Annotated in this window: 21 protein-coding genes and 1 pseudogene; 17 read left to right on the top strand and 5 right to left on the bottom strand. The window is 43.8% G+C overall.

Annotated features, from left to right (window positions below; genetic code table 11):
* Positions 1–101: pseudogene (locus AB4496_RS15830) on the bottom strand (S24 family peptidase); the annotation flags it as partial.
* A gap of 181 nt (positions 102–282) precedes the next feature.
* On the opposite strand from AB4496_RS15830, the gene AB4496_RS15825 reads away from it, so the two are divergent.
* The 14 genes from AB4496_RS15825 to AB4496_RS15760 all read left to right on the top strand — a co-directional run bounded on the left by AB4496_RS15825 (position 283) and on the right by AB4496_RS15760 (position 9,542).
* Positions 283–570 carry a pyocin activator PrtN family protein gene (locus AB4496_RS15825; RefSeq protein WP_017109436.1) on the top strand — a complete coding sequence of 96 codons (288 nt, stop codon included), beginning with the start codon at positions 283–285 and terminating at the stop codon, positions 568–570.
* A 50-nt stretch (positions 571–620) separates the two neighbouring features.
* Positions 621–1,163 (top strand): phage regulatory CII family protein, encoded by a 543-nt coding sequence (locus AB4496_RS15820; RefSeq protein WP_102258123.1) that lies wholly within the window; start codon positions 621–623, stop codon positions 1,161–1,163.
* A gap of 15 nt (positions 1,164–1,178) precedes the next feature.
* Entirely contained in the window at positions 1,179–1,394 is a 216-nt protein-coding gene (locus tag AB4496_RS15815; protein WP_102258122.1) for a hypothetical protein, read from the top strand.
* A complete protein-coding gene (locus AB4496_RS15810; RefSeq protein WP_102258121.1) occupies positions 1,391–1,633 on the top strand; it encodes a hypothetical protein in 243 nt (80 codons plus the stop codon). The genes AB4496_RS15815 and AB4496_RS15810 overlap by 4 nt, the downstream gene beginning before the upstream one ends.
* Positions 1,621–1,848 carry a hypothetical protein gene (locus AB4496_RS15805; protein ID WP_102258120.1) on the top strand — a complete coding sequence of 76 codons (228 nt, stop codon included), beginning with the start codon at positions 1,621–1,623 and terminating at the stop codon, positions 1,846–1,848. The genes AB4496_RS15810 and AB4496_RS15805 overlap by 13 nt, the downstream gene beginning before the upstream one ends.
* The gene (locus AB4496_RS15800; RefSeq protein WP_102258119.1) at positions 1,845–2,066 is read left to right on the top strand and encodes a hypothetical protein; all 222 of its coding nucleotides are present in this window, start codon (positions 1,845–1,847) and stop codon (positions 2,064–2,066) included. The genes AB4496_RS15805 and AB4496_RS15800 overlap by 4 nt, the downstream gene beginning before the upstream one ends.
* Positions 2,063–2,341 (top strand): hypothetical protein, encoded by a 279-nt coding sequence (locus AB4496_RS15795; protein ID WP_102258118.1) that lies wholly within the window; start codon positions 2,063–2,065, stop codon positions 2,339–2,341. The genes AB4496_RS15800 and AB4496_RS15795 overlap by 4 nt, the downstream gene beginning before the upstream one ends.
* 219 nt (positions 2,342–2,560) lie before the next feature.
* Complete coding sequence (locus AB4496_RS15790; RefSeq protein ID WP_102258116.1) at positions 2,561–4,396, top strand: replication endonuclease; 1,836 nt, start codon at positions 2,561–2,563, stop codon at positions 4,394–4,396.
* Positions 4,397–4,408: 12 nt separating this feature from the next.
* Complete coding sequence (locus AB4496_RS15785) at positions 4,409–4,705, top strand: hypothetical protein (RefSeq protein WP_102258115.1); 297 nt, start codon at positions 4,409–4,411, stop codon at positions 4,703–4,705.
* Positions 4,706–4,763: 58 nt separating this feature from the next.
* Positions 4,764–5,024: an ogr/Delta-like zinc finger family protein gene (locus tag AB4496_RS15780; protein ID WP_102258114.1), complete on the top strand. Its 261-nt coding sequence runs from the start codon at positions 4,764–4,766 to the stop codon at positions 5,022–5,024.
* Positions 5,025–5,074: 50 nt separating this feature from the next.
* Positions 5,075–6,331: an RES family NAD+ phosphorylase gene (locus AB4496_RS15775; RefSeq protein ID WP_102258113.1), complete on the top strand. Its 1,257-nt coding sequence runs from the start codon at positions 5,075–5,077 to the stop codon at positions 6,329–6,331.
* A gap of 263 nt (positions 6,332–6,594) precedes the next feature.
* A complete protein-coding gene (locus AB4496_RS15770) occupies positions 6,595–6,867 on the top strand; it encodes a DNA circularization N-terminal domain-containing protein (protein WP_372131328.1) in 273 nt (90 codons plus the stop codon).
* A 799-nt stretch (positions 6,868–7,666) separates the two neighbouring features.
* Positions 7,667–8,323: a 2OG-Fe dioxygenase family protein gene (locus AB4496_RS15765; protein WP_009846467.1), complete on the top strand. Its 657-nt coding sequence runs from the start codon at positions 7,667–7,669 to the stop codon at positions 8,321–8,323.
* A complete protein-coding gene (locus AB4496_RS15760) occupies positions 8,307–9,542 on the top strand; it encodes a cysteine desulfurase-like protein (RefSeq protein ID WP_009846468.1) in 1,236 nt (411 codons plus the stop codon). Before AB4496_RS15765 ends, AB4496_RS15760 begins: the two co-directional genes overlap by 17 nt.
* 193 nt (positions 9,543–9,735) lie before the next feature.
* On the opposite strand, the gene AB4496_RS15755 is transcribed toward AB4496_RS15760, so the two are convergent.
* Positions 9,736–10,407, bottom strand: a complete 672-nt coding sequence (locus AB4496_RS15755; protein WP_009846469.1) for a type 1 glutamine amidotransferase domain-containing protein — start codon at positions 10,405–10,407, stop codon at positions 9,736–9,738.
* A 239-nt stretch (positions 10,408–10,646) separates the two neighbouring features.
* On the opposite strand from AB4496_RS15755, the gene AB4496_RS15750 reads away from it, so the two are divergent.
* Together AB4496_RS15750 and AB4496_RS15745 are read left to right on the top strand one after the other, a co-directional pair.
* Positions 10,647–11,531, top strand: a complete 885-nt coding sequence (locus tag AB4496_RS15750; protein WP_102257346.1) for a LysR family transcriptional regulator — start codon at positions 10,647–10,649, stop codon at positions 11,529–11,531.
* A gap of 247 nt (positions 11,532–11,778) precedes the next feature.
* Complete coding sequence (locus AB4496_RS15745) at positions 11,779–12,996, top strand: diguanylate cyclase domain-containing protein (RefSeq protein ID WP_372131326.1); 1,218 nt, start codon at positions 11,779–11,781, stop codon at positions 12,994–12,996.
* A 314-nt stretch (positions 12,997–13,310) separates the two neighbouring features.
* On the opposite strand, the gene AB4496_RS15740 is transcribed toward AB4496_RS15745, so the two are convergent.
* The 3 genes from AB4496_RS15740 to AB4496_RS15730 all read right to left on the bottom strand — a co-directional run bounded on the left by AB4496_RS15740 (position 13,311) and on the right by AB4496_RS15730 (position 17,576).
* Entirely contained in the window at positions 13,311–14,681 is a 1,371-nt protein-coding gene (locus tag AB4496_RS15740; RefSeq protein ID WP_009846474.1) for a DASS family sodium-coupled anion symporter, read from the bottom strand.
* Positions 14,682–14,879: 198 nt separating this feature from the next.
* Entirely contained in the window at positions 14,880–15,716 is an 837-nt protein-coding gene (locus AB4496_RS15735) for an ElyC/SanA/YdcF family protein (protein WP_102257342.1), read from the bottom strand.
* 171 nt (positions 15,717–15,887) lie between these two features.
* Positions 15,888–17,576 carry an NAD-dependent malic enzyme gene (locus tag AB4496_RS15730; protein ID WP_009846476.1) on the bottom strand — a complete coding sequence of 563 codons (1,689 nt, stop codon included), beginning with the start codon at positions 17,574–17,576 and terminating at the stop codon, positions 15,888–15,890.
* A gap of 184 nt (positions 17,577–17,760) precedes the next feature.
* On the opposite strand from AB4496_RS15730, the gene AB4496_RS15725 reads away from it, so the two are divergent.
* Positions 17,761–19,826 (top strand): helicase-related protein (locus AB4496_RS15725; RefSeq protein WP_372104849.1); only part of this gene is annotated, 2,066 nt, incomplete at its 3' end.

Here is a 19,826-nt window from a genome sequence, read left to right as displayed (position 1 = left end):
CTTAACCAATTGTTTCTCCTGGCTTTTTGAGCCACGCCTGAAGAAGAGTTAGCCATTCCATCCAACCCCATGAGTTCAGTACTCAGAAACCATTCCTTCATAAAACCACCAAAAGCACACATAAAAACACTAGACACACAAACAGCAAGGTCGTAGCATAAGAACACATAAACACACTATAACACAGTTTAAGCTCGATATTGTAAGAGATTAACGAAGATAAACTGCAACTAACTAATAACTATATCACGTCAGTGGTGTAGTGGAAATGAGGCTAACCCTATGAATACTCAATATGCGTTGCATGCTGTATTTGGCTCCCCAGTAGTAAAACTTTCTGAGATCTCTGAACAATATTTTGGAATGAAGTACGCGACAGCCAAAGGCAAAGTAAGTGCGAATGAGTTCCCTATCCCCACCTTTCGACTTCATGAAGAAACAGAAACGAACAAAGGCACCAAAGCTCCACTGTTTGTTTCTATTGATGATTTAGCTTTCTACATTGACCGCAAGCAAGCTGAAGCTAAGCGCGAGTGGGAATCGGTCTATGGCAAATTCGGTCACCATTAAGCCAGCTTAAAGCTAACCACTTTTCTTATGTTTCATAGTGAGTATCAGACATGGAAGTGAACCAGACAATGTGCGTCTTTTTAGCGGATGTACAAGAACAGTACAACGAAGCATGCAGCTTGTTTCGAGCGCGACACCGTAACGAGCTAACAGACATAGCAAAAGCCTGTGGCATTCGTTCAAACATGTTGCGTAACAAGCTGAATACCGAGCAACCGCACGTACTTTCTTTACCTGAAATGATGGCAATTTCTAAAGCTACGGATGACTACGTAATTTTAGAAGTTGTACTTCGCCAGTTAGAGCTAGTGACCGCTCATATTCCTGAAGGTGAAAGAGAAACGTTTATTAAACGTGCTCTAGACAACTCTGTGATTGCTGGAGAGATCTCTCAGCTTGCGTTAGACACGGCAGGCCAAAGAGCTCTACCTCGCTCAACTCGAAACTCAATTATCAAAACGGCACAAGCTGGCATTAACAACTTGGTGCTACTCATCAACGACCTAGAAGACCGCACAAGTGGTGCACACCCTTTCTTATGTATGGGTGTGGACTTGATAGCCAACGGTGCGCCTTTACCGGGTCTTACTTAATTACGGGGTGTAATTATGAAAAAACCATTTATCGCGATTCAAATCAACTCATTAGAAGAAGCACTCAACATCGAGAATGTTGCGGCACTCACTATCACTAAGTATCAAGAGAACGAAGTCGAAAGCCAAGAGCAGCTTCAGAATAACTTGATCGCAATGTGGCGTGGCATTCACAAGCAAGCGGGTGATGCTCTCGACCAGTTCAAGGTTTGCCAGAAGGAATCAATATGAAAACTCTACTCAAAACCATCACTTCAGGTGAAGACAAGATTTATGTCTACGAAGCTGGATATGTAGAAGGCGTGAAAGCTGCTCAAGCCTATTTAGCAGGCCCTGACGGATGGGGAGCTTCTATGTACTTCCCTTTGTATAAGGTCGAAGACTTCGCTCAAAACCAAGCTCAGATTGCCAAGTTCCTTGAGCTTGCTAAAGAGAAACTCGGGATGGAGAAAGAACAATGCAATACGTAGCGGTTGCACTGAACAGCGGTGGCGGCGTGGTTCGTGATGATGAAACTAGCGAAGTTAAGAATCTTCTTATCGGTGAGTTTGATTCACCAGAGCCAGCAATCGAAGCGGCTTGTGAGCACTTCAACTGTCAGCACGTTATGAACGGCGTGATCATCAGAGGTAATCACACTGGCGGTCACATGATTATGGACACACAGGAGTTTAGCGAATTATGAGTTTTTACAAGCAAGCGCAAAAACAAGCAGTAGCGATAAAAATTGGTGATCGCTTCTTCTGTGGTTTTGGGAAGAAGCAGCGAGTTCAAACAGCTTGGAGCCTTGCAGGAGCAAGCCTGTATTTGAGTGTTTATGACGACAAGGTAAAAGAGATTCTCGCTACGTTAGAAGAAAAGAAGAAGAAACCAGAAGTGATATTTGTTGAGGTGGCAGCATGAGTGATGTGACTTTTAGACCTGCTAAATCGACAGCTGACTTGCCTATCACTTCTCCAATACATAAGCCCTGCCCTGATATGGCAGGCATGGAGAACCCAGATCCAAAGAAACGAGAGCGAGCGCGCTTTTTAGTGTCGAAGTTGCGCGAAAAACACGGCATTAAAAAGCGTGTTAAGGGTAACTCTCAGCCAATGAATTATGTGTGTAGCGAAAACGGGTGCGCTGAACCTTGGGGCTCGGTAAGTAATGCGAATCCAGGGAATGTGAAGCAGTAAATGAGAAGTTATATCGCAGTCCAAGCTATTCATAATTGCGCCAAGTGCCAAAGTAGCGAAGTGTTTTGTGAACAAAGTTTAGATGACACCCCAAAACATTATGTTGCCTGTAATCAGTGTGGGCATGAGGGCAATGCTGCGCAAAATTACAACCAAGCTGTAACTGAATGGAATTACCCGTCCGATAAAAAAAGCATTCGAAGTTACAAGGAATACTAAGTGTACCCATTATTTGCTCGTGAATTTTTACCTCGATTACCTCGCATTGTTCAAGATGATGTGAGGTTTCAGGTTTCCCGCCGTAAACGTCGTACCAACGCGACTCAACAGAACATCGACCGATTCACTAATGACTCAGTTAAACACGCACTCAAGTACTCTCCATTTATTGAAGATAAATACACTTTTGTTGATGAGCGAAGCAATGCACCAGAAAGACAGCGTTTGCATAGTAGTGCGCGCAGTTCAGTAGAGCTAAATCATCGTGTTTTGATGTGTGATGAAGCATTAGAGCATTTAGCTACAAACCTTACTGAAATGTTCACACGCTTGATTCAAATGACTGAGATTGAAGACAATGAGTCGAGTTATGTCGATGCGCTTGAAAAAGTGTTTTATGGCATTCGTGAAGATATGAAGCGTTTCTATATCAAAGCTCCACAAATTAAAAAGAAACATGAAACCATAGAGGACGCAGAGCGCGAATTAGAACGTGCTATTCGCCGTTGTCTGGATGTGAGTTATCTAGTCCGCAAGTTTAAGTTCTTACGTACTCAATATATAGAGTATTCACAAATTGCTTTGAGTCGCGTTGGCGGTAACAAAGGTCAACGTAAGTATGTATCGAGTCGTTCTTATGCCCGTTGGGAAAAGAAGCAAATCGAAGCAGAGCAATTTGTAAAGTCTATGTCTGTGTTGAACGATGAGACAGGTCAAGCGTTTGATTTATCGGAAGTGGTTAAACGAACTACGGCAAACCCAGAAAACCGCCGCATTGAATTGGTGGTTCGTAGCCGTGGAGATGAAGAGCGTGCAATTGAAATGGGATATGAAGGCGTTTTTGTTAACTGGACATTGCCAAGTAAATACCATCGTAATTCATCTAAATGGAACGGCTGCACACCCAAAGAGGCCCATGAAGTAATGATGGCTAAATGGCGATGTGCACGAGCTTGGTTTAAAAAACCAAAGATTGATATTCAATGGTTTGGGCTTCGTGTCGCTGAACCTCACAAGGACGGTACGCCTCATGCTCATATGTTTTTGTATGTACACCCAAGGCAAAAGCAAGACCTGATAGACATCATTGAGGGTATTGCTATTGATGAAGATAAAAGCGAACTCATCATAAACGGTAAGCTTGATAAAACTCCTCGTATAACGATTAAAGATTGTGACCCGTCACAAGGTACGGCTACGGGTTACATCATCAAGTACATTTCCAAGAACATTAATGGTGCACATATGCCAGAAGGTGATGCGAAACAAACGGCACTTTCTGCGACAGCATGGGCGCGTATACACAGAATTAAGCAATTCTCTCAATCTGGCTCTCCTTCTGTCGGGCTCTGGCGACAATTACGCAGAGCTAATCCAACGGAAACTGCTTTCGATGAAGAGTTAGAACAGCTTCGAGATCATGCTGATAATTCCCGCTGGAAAGGTTTTTGCGAATTGGGCTTCAAAGCCAAGCTGGCTTATGAAGATAAATTCAACCAGTACGGTGATACGGTAAAGCGCGTCATTGGAATCAATTGGCTTGGTAAGGTCATCGCAACATGTAGCGAGCAATTTAGTTTGGTGAAAACTAAAGACGTAAAGCGTCGTGCTCTTGATCTTAAAAAGGGCGGCGCCCTTCCTTGGAGCACTGAAAATAAGTGTAACCAGAAAGAGAAAATACCGATTTCGCCACTTGAGCAAGCATTGATGGACGTGACCGGATGGGGCGTTAAAGGGGTTCAATGCTTGCTGCGGCCATTGTCGCTTGGTGCTACTGTACCAATAGACAAACACATGTCCTTAAAACTTAGAAACGGACGGTTAGCCACAATATAAAAAGAGGCATATATGAGTTATTGGTTTGGTATTGGCTCATCAAAAGTGGAGCTTGTGGGAAGCTTTGAAACATTAGAACAAGCACAACGCGCTTATGAATCAGAACCCGAAGCAACGGTAGGCATATTTAATGCCTCCACTGAAAGTTACGCGTTAATTATGCTAGAGAAACTCAAACCCAAACCGATAGTTAGCTCTCTGCCTTTGAGAATGCGCCAAGCATACCTACTCGGCAAAAGAGGCGGGAAAAACCCCTATGCACTTGGTAGCCAAGAGTTTAACGACTTCGAAAGAGCTAGAGATAAATAGCGTTCAATCACTTAGGGGTGGGCATTGAACGTATTAATTAAGAAGGGAGATTACAACAATGCTAATGCCATGCCCAACATGCGGATGCAAAACCCGAATTGTTACTTCACAAGAAATGTCAAACGAGACACGGAAAGCCTACTGGCAGTGCCTCAATTTTAACTGTGGTGTTCGCTTTCATACGCTTACTTCTGTAGAGGGGATTATCGACTCTGTTGGAGTGCCGCCAGATCCAAAGCTACAACCAGAGCTGTGCAAAGGTGATGTGAACCAGATGGATTTACTTTTTGGGAAAGATAAAGCATTGGCATTTGATTGAAGAAAAAATTAATATTTAACAAATATTTATAACAATTTAAAGTCAAAATCATGCGATTATTCAAAGAACACTTATCAGAAATGCGACGAACAGAGGTTGATAGATCTGTCGGTTTTATCTGCAAAGATTGTAACAAAGATGTTTACTACTTTAACCGAAGGAATCGAGCGATCACGTATAAGAAAAATTGCATAGTATGTAATAAAAGTAGCCATGAAGGCATTATCATCGAAGATTTCGTTTTCACATTAAATAGGAAAATCCCAGATCATTATCATCTAGTTAGCGATTCTCAATCTGATGTAATATCTCTTAAAGAAGTTATCAAACGATTTACTATTGATAACCAAGACGTATTGGAAAAAGTTGCCGACTTACTAAGCGAAGAAAATGCTGATTTCTTTAAACGTAATGGGATCTATAAATCCCATGTAGACCAAACGTTTATAGAAAATTGCAAACATCAAGCTAAGGTGGATTGGGATGAGTTATCTAGAGAGCTAAAGCATTCTCGTCGATTTACTCACATGCGAGCTACTGTTTTTTTTGAAAATTTAATTCGCACTTGTATATATAGTATCGATAAAAAACATGAGGAGGAGAATGATGAGTATAACTCCGTCAAACGGGTAATCAAAAAAGGTACCACTTTGTATCGAGGTCGCTTAACATCCGACGATAAACATAGACAGAGTTTCCAAAGAAAACCTAGTGAGTTGCTTGGAGCTCCTCCTAGTCTTCTTGCTGCCAATAATCGGATGAGCCCTCCAGGAATATCGTTTATGTATACAGCAAATAATCCCCAAACAGCCATAGCTGAAATTCGTCCATATGTGGGTGATACCATTGCTGTAGGGAGCTTCATCACTAAGAAAACGCTTACTTTTTTTGATTTTACACTTCTAGATTCAGCAAAACTAAAGAGTGCAAGCATTCTGACAAGCCCTAAACAAGATAAGTTCTATCAACATGGGTATTTGCTAAATACCTTGCACGAACTCATATCAAAGCCATTTAGAGCGACTAGTCTAAATTATATTCAGACTCAAATGTTTGCGGAGACCATTCGTAACTATGATAACGGAATGTTTGACGGTATTATTTTTAAATCATCTCAGCTAGAAGGTGGGATAAATTATGTTATTTTTGGTGATGAAACAGAAGGTGATTCCGATAGCATTGAATACAACGTTGAGTTTGACACACAAACTGGCGTGGAATTTTACCAAGTTGAAGCAATGACACCTTCAATTAAAGAAGTAGGCATCCACTCACGTAACTCAGATAATATTTTGGTTAATGTTTAGAAAATTTCGAAGTTACGCACAAAAACGATCTTAGACGATCTCTAAATCCCCCATCTAAAACAGCCCTCGATGTAGATACATCGGGGGCTGTGTTCCAATACAACTACCGAAATGAAATGCGGTTCTAAGATCGCATAATTGCAGTGCGGAATTTTGGTGTGGAGGGGAGGGTGAGTCCGAACAAGGCCTGAGCGCCCTACTCCATCACTCATTTTATTCTCGCTGCCTAATTCTGATTTTCTTCTGTAGTTGGTGGCTTTTTGATGTGGGAACGACAGTACGAGCACGCTAGATGGAATGGGCTTAAGCTCAATATCCTCTCGATCGCCTTTGATGGTGGTAAGCGCTTGCAAGTGAGCGAAATCCCCTACTCTGACCTACCACACATCAAAGTTATGGGAACGAAAGCCCGTACCTACACGATTGAAGCGGTGTTTGTTGGTTCCACTTATCTAGTCGATGTTAATGCCCTCATAAATAACTTTGATGTCGAGCCTAAACCTGATCGCGAATTTACTATTCTTGGCTTAGGTTAGCAATGATGCAATCCGAAGTATCAACATACTGTGAACAAAAATTTTATTAGCCTTAACATATCACCATATTTACTACACGAGTGTTCGCACTAAAGCATAGACTCGTTTTATATTGAGCTTTACAAGAACCAGAGACTCTTCTAGTGAAAGGGTTGATGTATCTGAGTTAAATAAAATTTAAGATTGTGTCTTGAGCGCATTTAACGACAAATTTGAAGAACTAAAAAGATAAGGAATTAAGGTGGAATACCTAAATGTAATGCTAGCGAAAAAACACAAATTGATTTAAGGGCGGCCGAGTTCCCCCCGAACTCGACCTGTTCCAGACGCGTAAGCAAAGGCGTTTGGTTTCTGGCTTACTGATAAATTAACCAATTTCAGTTTGTTGTGTAAATAATCAATAGTTTGGCAACTGATAGGTAGATCGTATTTCGATGTGCAAATCATAGAAATGAATGTGGCAACCGTGGTGCCTGAGTTCATGCAAGGAGGCTGGCGTATTGAAGTGAAAGGGCCGACACAATATGAAACTTGTCTTTCTAGTTAATAATATCGTTATTATTTAAATTGTAGGTATTTATAACTGGTTAGTGGAGTGTGCTAGTTTTAAGAGTTGGTCATCTTTTATTCTGGTGTTATACACTGCTTTTTATTTCTAGATTGGATTTAGTGTCTGAATTATTAAATCTGACGGGATAAATGATTGTTTAATGTTGATTTGGCAAGATCTTCAAGTATCCTTTATGTAAATAAAACGTTAAATATCGAAAGTTAATTAACAATCATTAAGGAGTCGATGATGTTACATGCTCACGAAAATACCCTACATATTACCCACCTCAGTAACCATGCAGTTAAGGAGTTGTCACCTTCATTCTCTAAGCTACCAAGCACAGAGCATGCAGATGGCCAGTTCCGATTGAGAAGGTACTCAGTGGTTGAATTCAGTAATGGACAAGTCGTTGAGCTAGACAAACATAACTTTGTTCAGTCTGAAAACATTAATCACTTTCAAGGTGATGTTGTTCGTCAGTTCGAGCCGATTGAAGCGAATATTCTAAGCAGCGAAGGCATGCAAGAGATGTGTGAACTGTTTATTGAAACCAACGGGCTTGAAGACGGGCAAGAAATCGAAATTCATCAGATCCGCATTGCCGCTATTTTTGAAGAAACTCAGGTTGCCCCTGAAGGTGTCCACCAAGATGGTTTTGACCATATCGCTTTGATCGGTGTGAACCGTCACAACATTGTGGGCGGTGAAATCATGCTGTATCAAGATTCACATGAAGCGCCATTCTTTAGAAAGGTGTTGGGCGATGGCGAGGTTGCGATGCTGGCAGACAGTAAGCTTTGGCACAATGCACAACCGATTCGCACCATAGACCACGATGAGATGGGCTATATGGATGTGTTTGTTCTAACAGCTAAGGATGCGCGCAATGTCCTTCACTCTTAATGATGTGCGCCAACAGTTTAGTGCTTTAGGCCAATATCATAACGGCAAGCCTGTGACCTTTTTTGATGGGCCAGGTGGATCTCAGGTGCCAGAAAATGTTTTAGCTTCGATGACCGAATACCTAGGACATTTCAATTCAAACCTAGGCGGCCACTATTTTTCTAGCCAAAAGACGACGAGCTTAATGCAGAAAGCGCGAGAAGCGGCGCAAGCACTGCTTAATGCTGAATCTTCTGGCAACGTTGTGTTCGGTGCGAACATGACATCGTTGACCTTCCAACTTAGCCGAGCGATCAGCCGCGATTGGAAAGAGGGCGATGAAGTTATCGTCACGGCGTTAGATCATTACTCGAATGTTTCGAGCTGGCAGCAAGCGGCAGACGACAAAGGCGCGATTGTTCGCCAAGTTCGCGTAGACGAGTCGGATTGCAGTTTGAATATGGCGCATTTTGAATCGCTGCTTAACGAGAAAACCAAGCTTGTCGCGGTGACGTTTGCTTCGAACACGACAGGCTCGATTGTCGACATGGCAAAAGTTATTGAGCTTGCACATCAGCATGGCGCGCAGGTTTATGTCGATGCCGTGCATTACGCACCGCATCATTTGATTGATGTTCAGCAACTGAATTGTGATTTCTTAGCGTGTTCAGCGTATAAGTTCTTCGGCCCGCATGTGGGCATTGCTTATGTTGCGCCTCAATGGCTACACACGTTAAAGCCTTACAAGGTTGAGCCTGCAACCAATATCGGCCCAGGTCGATTTGAGACAGGTACGCAAAGCTTCGAAGGCCTTGCCGGTGTGATTGCGGCGGTAGATTACTTGGCGCAGTTAGGTGATCCAGCCGATTCATTGCGTTCTCGTTTAGAGCAAAGCTACGCGCTGTATAATAAGCATGAAAGCCAACTCAGTGAGTACTTCCTTAAACGCTTGTCCGATCTTGAAGGGGCAAAGCTTTACGGAAAAACCGAATTTGATTCGAACCTAAGAACCCCAACCTTTGCGATTACCTTTGAGAACCATTCTCCAGAGTTCATCGCCAAGAAGTTGGGTGAGCATAATATCTGTGTGTGGAATGGTCACTTCTACGCACTAGGATTGGTAAAGCAATTGGGTATTGAAGAGCAGGGCGTGGTGCGTATTGGTTGTATGCATTACAACTCGATTGAAGAGATCGACTTGTTGTTTAATGTGCTTGAAGGGATCTTGCGAAGCCACTAGCTGGAGTAATTAGCAAGAAGTCACTAGTACTTTAATAGCGACAAAATTAGAAAAGAGCATACTTCTCTCAATAATATTGAGTAGGAAGTATGCTCTTTTTTGTTTGATTGAGCTTATATCTGTTTAACGGCAGTTATTCTATTAGGACGGTTACTAAGACTAAAACCGTTAATCGATTAACTCCATGACTTAACTAAGACAACTGCTTAACGAGAGCTGCACCTACTGCGTGAGCACTGGTTGGGTTTTGGCCGGTAATCACTCGCTCATCAACAATTACAAGCTCATGCCAAGGTTGAACCTTGTTGAAACGCGCTGCGCTACGAGCAAGAGATTCTTCCAATAAGAACGGAATGTCATTGATGGTGCCAAAGTCGATTTCTTCTTCACGTGTAAAACCAGTCACAGATTTAGAGCTCAGTAACTTCTCCCCGTTGCTCAGGACAATCGGAAGCAGTGCTGCTGGGCCGTGACATACTGATGCGATCACACCGCCATCTTCATAGTGCTTAGCCGTAATAGCTGCGAATTGCTCGTCGGTTGCTAAGTCAGAAAGCAAACCGAAACCACCTGGGTAGAAGATAGCATCGTAGCTTTCTACGTTAATTTGGCTTACAGGAATCGTGTTATTAATGCGGTTCTGGAAGTCATCATCAGCCAGGATCTCGGCGTTTACTGAATCACATTCAATATCGGTTCCGTACAATGGGCCTTTACCACCCTTGATAGACGCGATGTCGTACTCAAAACCCGCAGCAATGATCTCTTTCAGTGCATGAGTCAGTTCAGGCGCGTAAGTACCGTTCGCTTGATCTGTATCGCCTAGTGTTGCGTGGTTAGTTACAGGTATTAGTATTTTTTTCATGATTCGTCCCTTTGAGCACGTTTGTTTGGTTTCAGCGTCGTTGTTTTGCTTTAGGCATCGTGGTTTTTATTTAGAAAACCAAAGTTTTCAATTGAGATTCCGCTGTTTCGTTACCTGTAATACTAGTAGTAAACCATTTGAGTGATAATATGCCGAATAGGCAAAACATTATTGCTATATAGCAATAGTCGGATGTGAATTAGTCGAATGTGAATTCGTTAGACGTTAACAGGTGAAGTATGGATAGCTTTGAAGGTATTAATGAATTTGTTGCCGTAGCGGAGTGTCACGGCTTTTCTGCGGCCGCGAAACAACTTGGTTGCAGTACCAGCCATGTCAGCCGCCAAGTATCGAGATTAGAAGAGCGGGTAGGCGTGGCTTTACTGGCTCGATCCACTCGTATGGTAAGTTTGACGGAGTCTGGGCATACGTATTATCAGCAATGCAAAGATCTGGTTATTGGGCTGCAACAGGCGAATGAACAAGTCACATCTCAACAAGCTCAGTTGAGCGGTACATTACGCGTGAGTGCTGCGGGTGCGTTTGCTGAAAATCATGCTGCCGCGGCGCTGATGGAATTTGCCAAAGACCACCCTGATCTCACTATCGAAATGAACTTCAATACCAATATGGTTAACTTTATTGAAGATGGTATTGATTTCGCGATTCGTTATGGTCGGTTAGATGATTCTGGTTTGGTGGCAAGGAAGCTGGTGGATCGGCCAATGGCAGCGGCCGCGAGTCAGAACTACATCGATCAATTCGGTTCTCCAACACAGCCTGAACAGTTGAAGTGGCACAGCTGTATTATTGCCAACAGTGATCAGTGGTTGTTTGAGAAAGATGGAAAACCGTTAAACGCGGTGCGCGTACATGGGCGTTGGAAAAGCAATAACTCGAGTGCGGTACTTAAAGCTTGTGAAGGAGGGCTTGGCATTGTTTATCTTCCCAAAAGCAGCTTCAATGGCGGTCTTGCCAATGGGAAGCTCGTTCCAGTGCTAGAAGAATATTGGGGAGCAGGTACAAGCAGTTGGATCGTATATCAAAACCGTCGCTTTCTTCCACAGAGAGCAAGGCTGGCTATCGACTTCTTAGTTTCTTATTTTTCCGATTGGAATGAATAACCGAATAGATAATGCTTACATAGCTATACAATATCCTTGTTGTTTTTTGATGTGCGTAATAAGAAGGTGCTATTTGTCTACTTTTGATGACTTACGCTTACGATTGAGTTGTAGAGAAGCCTAAAGCAGTACGATATACTAGATATCATATTAATGTCCCTAACGCGTGATAGATTGTGTGGAAGCGTTGGCAGGATGTGTTGTTATGCTTCGGCTTATGAAGTGTAGCGAGAATGCGGAGTTGGCAATGTCTTCAATAAATTTCGAATCCACGTACGGTGTAATAACGATTCAAGATATGAATGTAGTGAGTGTTGACGCTAACTATGCTCGCATCTATGGATACCAATCACCGGAAGAACTACTTTCTGATATCGATAGCTTTCTAGATCTCATCTCAGAAGAGTACCATGTTTTAGCCTATCAAAATTACCTCGAAACGGTCAGTGGTCAACGAGATCCTCAGGTTCACACCTATACCAATGTTGATCGCAATGGCCGAGAGTTTACTGTGATTTCTATCGATCATGTGACGGAGTGGCAGGGAAGACCTGCACTGCAAGTCACGGTTATCGATCTTTCCCCTGCGATTCAGCTGCAAAATGCAGTGCGTGAGCAAGATAAGATGTATCACGACATGATCATGCAATCAGGGCAGGGCATCTTGGTTCACCGAGATTTCAAACCGTTGATGGTCAATCAATCCTGGGTAAAACTGCAAGGTGGATCTTCCATAGATCAAGTCTTAGCGCTGGATTCGATTCTTGACTTAGTGCCACAGCAGAATAGCGACGGCATCTATAAACACTATCAAGCGATCGTGTCGGGTGAGTTGTCGGGAACCAGTACCGTGGTTGAAAACATTGGCTTTGACGGTGTTCATCGCTTCTTTAATATTTACGATAATGCAATTACTTGGAAAGGTCAGCGGGCCGTTCAAGTGGTACTCGAAGATGTGACTCAAAAGGTGATGTTGGAGAAGCAGTTGGTTCACCAAGCGAATTACGATGAAATGACGGATCTGCTTAATCGTAGGGCGATTTATGAATGGTTAAGAGAGCACATGTTCTCTAAAAACTACCTTGTCTGTATGCTACTAGATATCGATGACTTCAAGTCGATTAATGACACTTATGGTCATATGGTAGGTGATGAGGTAATTTGTGCTTTAGCTAGCATAACCAAGCGTAATGCCGAGAAAGTTGGTGGAGTAGCAGGCCGTTGGGGTGGTGAAGAGTTTATTGTTTTTTGCCCTGAAACCGAAGCTGGCGAAGCGCAGAGAAAGGCAGAGAAAATCCGACTTTTGGTTAGCCAACATCTTTGGATTCATGGGGATTCTCTCACTTGCAGTATCGGCATTGCCGAGATGAAACAAGAGCGGGTGACAGAGACCATTGCCCGCGCTGATGAAGCCTTATATCAAGCGAAGCATTCAGGGCGAAATCAGGTGATCTTGAGCCACTAATCGGAAGTAGAGTTTATTGGTTTATAAGCCACACGTGCATATGTGACGTGTGGCGTTTTTATGGTTCTTATCCCAATAGCCAAAACAAAAAAGGTGGCGCGGGGCCACCAAAAGGGAAAAGCGTTTCTTGTTTGTATGTGCCCGTTTAGCTGGTTTTGTTAGTTAAACTGATCTTGCTAGTTAAACGGATCTTGTTAGCAGAGCGGGCATTTTTGTACTGGTTGAGCCGGGGGAAGCTGCAACCAGATTTTTTTTGAGAAGGGGCATTCCTATAAGCACTTGTCTATAAACATACGTCTATAGGACATTAGTGTTTACCAGAAAATCCAAGCGAACAGAGTCAGAACTAGGATACAAACTAGGTTCAACACCATACCTACTCGCATCATTTCTTTTTGTTTGATATGACCAGAGCCAAATACAATCGCATTAGGTGGTGTCGCGACTGGTAGCATGAAGGCACAAGATGCGGCAATCGCAATCAGTGCAGATAAGATAACAGGTGACATACCCAGCGCTTCAGCAATGGTTGCAAATACAGGGACAAGCAATGCCGCACTCGCTGTGTTACTCGCAAACTCCGTTAGGAATACCACGAACGCTACTACGGCTAGAATCGTAAGAAGTATACCTGCTGTTTCTAAAAATCCGCTTAGTGAGTGTGCTAGGAATACGCTGGTTCCGGTCGCTTTCAGAATGTTACTTAAACAGATACCACCACCGAACAGGATAAGTACACCCCAATCCGTTGTCTTCTCAACGTCTTTCCATTCCACGGCTCTAGAAGCGCCAAGCAGTACAATGGCGCCAATCGCTACCAAACTATCAAACTTAGAGAACCCGCCAATCATTGCGTTGATCGGCTTGCCGAATATCCAAAGCGTTACGGTTAAAAGGAAGATAGACAGTGTGATTTTCTTGCTGTTTGTCCACTCGACAGGTGCATGGTCTAGCTCGAATTTGTGGTCAAGTTTTGGCTTAGTCATCACGTACAAAATAATCATCGTGATTGGCAGTAAGATCATCGAGATAGGTAGCCCAAGTGCCATCCACTCTGTGAAGCTCAAGCCAACTTCTGCGGCAGCAATGGCGTTTGGCGGGCTACCTACTAAAGTTGCGATACCACCGATTGAAGCACAGTAAGCGATGCCTAGTAGCACAAATACATAGGTGTTACGGTCTTCACTTTGGTCAACTTTGTTCATGATGCCTAGTACAAGAGGGAGCATCATTGCTGTGGTGGCTGTGTTTGAGATCCACATGGATAAACCCGCACTCACACCGAACAACATGAACACGGCTACCGACATTCTGCCTTTTGCTATGAGCAATACTTTGTCAGCTATCGCTTTATCCAGCTCTTGCTTGTTCAGTGCGGCTGCCAACGCGAATCCGCCCATGAATAAGAATATGATGGGATTCGAAAAGTTAGCCAGTGCTGCGGGCGTGTTGAATACACCAAACAAGACAGCCAATAGGGGAACGAGCAAAGCGGTGATGCTGACGTGGATAGCTTCTGTTAACCATAGAATGGCAACGAACACGAGAATACTTAAACCCGTATTCACTTGCGCTTCGAATGGCAGGGAATTGAGCAAAACTGCAAATAGCGTGAAATTACCAATTAATATCATGCTGTTGCGGGTAAACAACCAGTGTTTCAGTGTAGTAACAAGTGCCGTCATAAGACGCTCCTTTTGTTTATCCTCGTTTTATTGGTGCACGACTTCGTTGAGCGGTGCTTATTATTTTCGAGGTATATAGACTTGATGTAGGGTCAGACTTTGTTGGGAGAATGTTACTCAAGTTAATAAAGGAGTGTTGGTGTGTTTTTGCTTAACAATGGGGAAGTGTGAGGCAACAAATTCAAAATGTGTAGTTTTCTACACATCGGTCTCTGCTGGTTCTAAAATAGGGCTTACTGAAGGAGTTGCAATCGGATTTTCAGTAGGGTTTGTATTGGGGTCTGCTATAGGATTTACATTGGGGTCCGTAATAGGGCTAGGAATCGGCAATGATTCTGGTTTTGGACTGGGTTGGATCGGCTCTTTAGGGCCAAGGAATTTTGGCGTAGTACCAATAATATACAGATCAAGAAACGCTTTGGTACGTGCAAACACTTCACGTAAACGTATTGAGGTTCCTGAATGATGGGTTGGTCCTGAAACCGCCAAACACTGCGCATTAATATCGTAAAAGTTAGCGATAAATAGCGCTCTTTCACAGTGGAACTTCTGAGTGATGATTAGGAAGTTATCGGTATCGAATATCTTTTTGGCGCGAACAATCGAATCTAGGGTTCTGAACCCCGCATAATCTAGATTGATGCGTTCATCGGGGACGCCCGCTTTTAACAAGTCGCGTTTCATCGTCCACGGCTCATTGTAAGAGCGATGAGCGTTATCGCCACTCAGTAGAAATTGGTCTACCTTTTCACGATCGAACAGCTCAATTGCCGCTTCGATTCGGTGCTTATAATAGTCGTTGAGTGTTCTACCTAAATATTTGCTTGTGCCAAGCACTACGGCGACCTCAAGCTCGGGCACTTCATCTATATCGTAGATGATGCGATCTTCTGCTTGCCATGAAACCCAATAATCGATCGCAATAACCGCAGCGCTGCCTATTAAGAACACGAGGAAAGCGCCAAACAGAAAACCTTGCAGTTTTTTGTAAGCTTTTAATAAGTGGCTACGGAAAATGTGAGAATCAAATTTCACTCTCGGTATGGTCCTTTGACTGAGCAATAATTTTTGAGTGCTCGATAATACCAAATAAAAATGAGAAAAATCAGTTAAAAAGACAAGACAGTGTAAAGAAAAAAGCCCCCGCAGTTGCAGAGGCTCTTGTAAGAGTAGTTAACGCTCTTTATTCCAAGCGCAGCACGTTTATTAGAATGCAGTACGCTTGTAGCGACGGTAAACCGGCTGCCAGAAGTGCTGGTCAATCGCTTGTTGTAGTGCTTCTTCAGTGATCTCTAGAGCAACACCTTGCTCAATCGCTTTTTTACCAACGGCAAAAGCAATCTTTTTAGATACGGTGTGGATCTCTTCCAATGGTGGAAGTAGAGCACCTGAGCCATTGATAGCAAGTGGGGAGCACGTTGCAAGTGCTCGGCTTGATTCCATTAGCATTTCGTCAGTGATGCGTGAAGCATTCACAGCCAATACACCAAGGCCAATACCTGGGAAGATGTAGCTGTTATTACACTGAGCGATTGGGTAAGTGGTGCCGTTGTGAACCACTGGCTCAAACGGGCTACCTGTCGCAACAAGCGCTTGGCCGTCAGTCCAACGAATAATGTCATTTGGTGTTGCTTCAACACGGCTTGTTGGGTTTGACAGTGGGAACACGATAGGGCGTTCGCAGTGAAGGTTCATCTCTTTGATGACTTCTTTGCTGAACAGACCCGGCGCACCAGATACACCAACTAATACTGTTGGTTTCGCGTGGCGAACAACGTCTAGTAGAGAGAAACCAGTGCCGTCGCTTTCCCAATCTTTGGTGTTCGCGTTGGTTTGAACTAGACGCTGTTGGAAATCAAGCAGGTTTTGCATGCCTTCCTGTAGCAGACCCCAACGGTCAACCATGTAAACTTGAGAGCGAGCTTGTGCATCGCTGATACCTTCAGACACCATTTGAGCAATGATAGCTTCAGCAATACCACAACCTGCTGAACCCGCACCTAAGAAGGTGATACGTTGATCTGACAGTTTGCTGTTCGCTGCTTTACATGCTGCAAGTAGAGAACCAACCGTTACGGCAGCTGTACCTTGGATGTCATCGTTGAAACAACAGATGCGATCTTTGTAGCGCTCAAGCAGTGGCATTGCGTTCTTTTGTGCGAAATCTTCGAACTGAACTAATGCATCAGGCCAACGGCGTTGAACCGCTTGGATGAACTCTTCAACGAATGCATCGTAGTCAGCACCCGTAATACGAGGATGGCGCCAGCCCATGTACATAGGGTCAGCAAGACGTTGAGGGTTGTTGGTACCCACATCGAGCACGATTGGTAGCATGTAAGCTGGGCTAATACCACCACAAGCTGTGTACAGTGCTAGCTTACCAATTGGAATACCCATACCACCGATGCCTTGGTCTCCCAAACCAAGAATACGCTCACCATCCGTAACCACGATAACTTTAACGTTGTGGTTTGTCGCATTATTCAGTAGATCATCGATACGATCGCGGTTCGGGTATGAGATAAACAGACCACGGCCACGACGGTAAATATTTGAGAAGTTCTCACATGCTGCGCCAACCGTTGGCGTGTAAATGATAGGCATCATTTCAGAGATGTGGTTTTGAACTAAACGATAAAAAAGCGTTTCATTAGTGTCTTGGATGTTACGAAGGTAGATATGCTTATCCATATCACTTTCGAAGTTACAATATTGCTTGTATGCACGTCCTACTTGCTCTTGGATTGTTTCGGTTGTTTCCGGTAACAAGCCTTCAAGGTTGAAAGAACTGCGCTCTTCAGCAGAGAATGCGCTGCCTTTGTTTAGAAGAGGGGTACTTAGTAGAGCAGGACCAGCATAAGGGATATATAGAGGGCGTTTATCGTTGTTCATTAGATGCCTAATATGGGAGAAAGGGTAACCGAAAAATGATAACGGTTTAGTTATTCAATTGTAAATAGTTTACCTCCGATCTTTGCAAACAAAATGATATTCTTACCCATGTCCCACACTTATCGAATTTTAGCACCATAATTCGTTATACTTTGCTCACACTTTTTCGCGACGCCTCCTTTTTATGTCATTACTTCCCATCGATGCTTATCAAAACGTATTTCACGAACAAATCGCTAATTCTCACCTAGTAGTAGAAGCTGAAACCGGGTCGGGTAAATCAACGCGCTTGCCAATTTGGGCTTGCCAACATGGGCGAGTGCTGGTGGTTGAACCAAGACGAATAGCTTGTACCTCATTAGCTAAATATCTCGCGCTACAATCGGGCGAGAAGCTTGGTGACAAAATTGGTTATGCGATCAAACTTGAGTCTGAATACAACGAGAAAACTAACGTCGTTTTTGTGACGCCCGGTATCGCGCTGCGTTGGTTATCTGAAGATGGACTCGCTGGCTTTGATGTCATCGTTGTCGATGAATTTCACGAAAGGCGTTGGGATATCGATTTGCTGGTGGCGATTCTGAAACAAAAAGCGAGCCATCGCTTGGTGATCACATCTGCAACCATCGAAGGGGAACGTCTTGCTCATTATTTGGATGCGAATCGAATAAGCTGTGAAGGGCGAACTTATCAAGTTGAGATTGAGCACAGAGCGAGCGAATCCAGAACACTGCCTGATAGTCGACATCTAGAGCAGCGCATTACGGAAGAAGTTAATCATCAGCTGATCGCTTCTTCTGGTGACATGTTGGTTTTTCTGCCGGGTAAAAAAGAGATCGTGCAATGTGAACAAGCCTTGGCGAAAAATCCTGATATCCAAGTGGTGAAATTGCATGCGTCAGTCAGTGATAAGGAGCGAGATTTAGCGTTATCGGGTCGTAATATCGATATCAATGCTAACGGTTATGGCCTGAGAAAGGTCATTCTTGCAACCAACGTGGCAGAAACCTCATTAACCATTCCCGATATTGGTGTGGTGATAGATTCAGGATTAGAAAGACGCACCGTTCAACGAAACGGTAGAACGACTCTGATGCTTAAATCCATATCACGAGCCAGTGCCAAGCAACGAGCTGGCCGTGCGGGTAGGGTAATGGACGGCGCTTGTGTGCGTCTGTATGGTGAGCATGCGGCGTTAGAGTTAGTCACACCGCCTGAATTGCAGCGTGAAGAGCTGATCTCACCGATGTTGGCCGCGGCCTGTTGTGGTGCTCCGCTTGAGAGCTTGTCTTTCCTTGATCCTATTCCTGAAAAATCACTAAACAGTGCTACTCAAACCTTGCTGACGATGGAAGCGATTAAAGCCGACCATCAAATTACCGAGCATGGCAAAAAGCTGTATCCGCTGCCGATTGATGCTTTGTATGCCGATATCGTTACTCGAATCAAAACCAAAGCATTAAAAGAAGCGATGGTCGATCTCACAGCTGCGTTGTCCGTTCCGGCTCGCTTGTATCAGTTACCGAACAATGCAGAACATTTGGAAGCACTCGCTCAGCAAGAAAAGGAAGGGTGTGATCTAAGCCTGTTGATTCAGATCGTTCGCGGTCGCGAGTATCCAAATCTAGAAATCGATCAGCAGGCATTGAATGAAGCACAGGGACTGGCTAAGCAAATGCGTGAGGTGTTTGAACTTCCTCAATTAGAAGTCGCGTCCCGTTTCCAGCGTATTGAACTGCTTAACACTATTGTTCAACTTCACCCTGAACTGGTGTTCGTACGCAGACTGAAACGAAAAGAAGCCTTTGCTAATGGAGTTTTAGAGGTAGTACTCGGCCGTCAGAATCGTTTCCCTGATAATGAACAAGCGATGTTGGTGCTTGATACCCATAGTTTGCCGGGAAGAGGCGTTAAGCAAACACTGACCTTAGCGACGGTCACTGCACCTATTCCTTTGGATCTTATGATTGAAGCGGAGATGGGAGAGTGGCAACAAGGTGAAACCGTGGTCAATGATGATGGCGTTTTTGCTGAGATGACATTGGTGTACGCTGGCCGCACGATCACGACCAAGCTCGTGGCAGCGGAAGGGCAACTATCGTTAAAGCCGATCGTCGATCTTGTATCGAATGGGGTTCAACTTCCGGGTTTTGCACAAGCTCGCACTCAACAAATCAAACATTGGCAGCTGTATGTGAAACTCGGTCTCGATGAACAAACCCAATACACACCAGAAATTGAGAACATTAA

The sequence above is a fragment of the Vibrio sp. 10N.222.46.A1 genome (genome assembly GCF_041473595.1).
In the GTDB taxonomy this organism is placed as follows: Bacteria; Pseudomonadota; Gammaproteobacteria; order Enterobacterales; family Vibrionaceae; genus Vibrio; species Vibrio tasmaniensis_A.
This window is presented reverse-complemented; position numbering and strand designations above follow the sequence as displayed.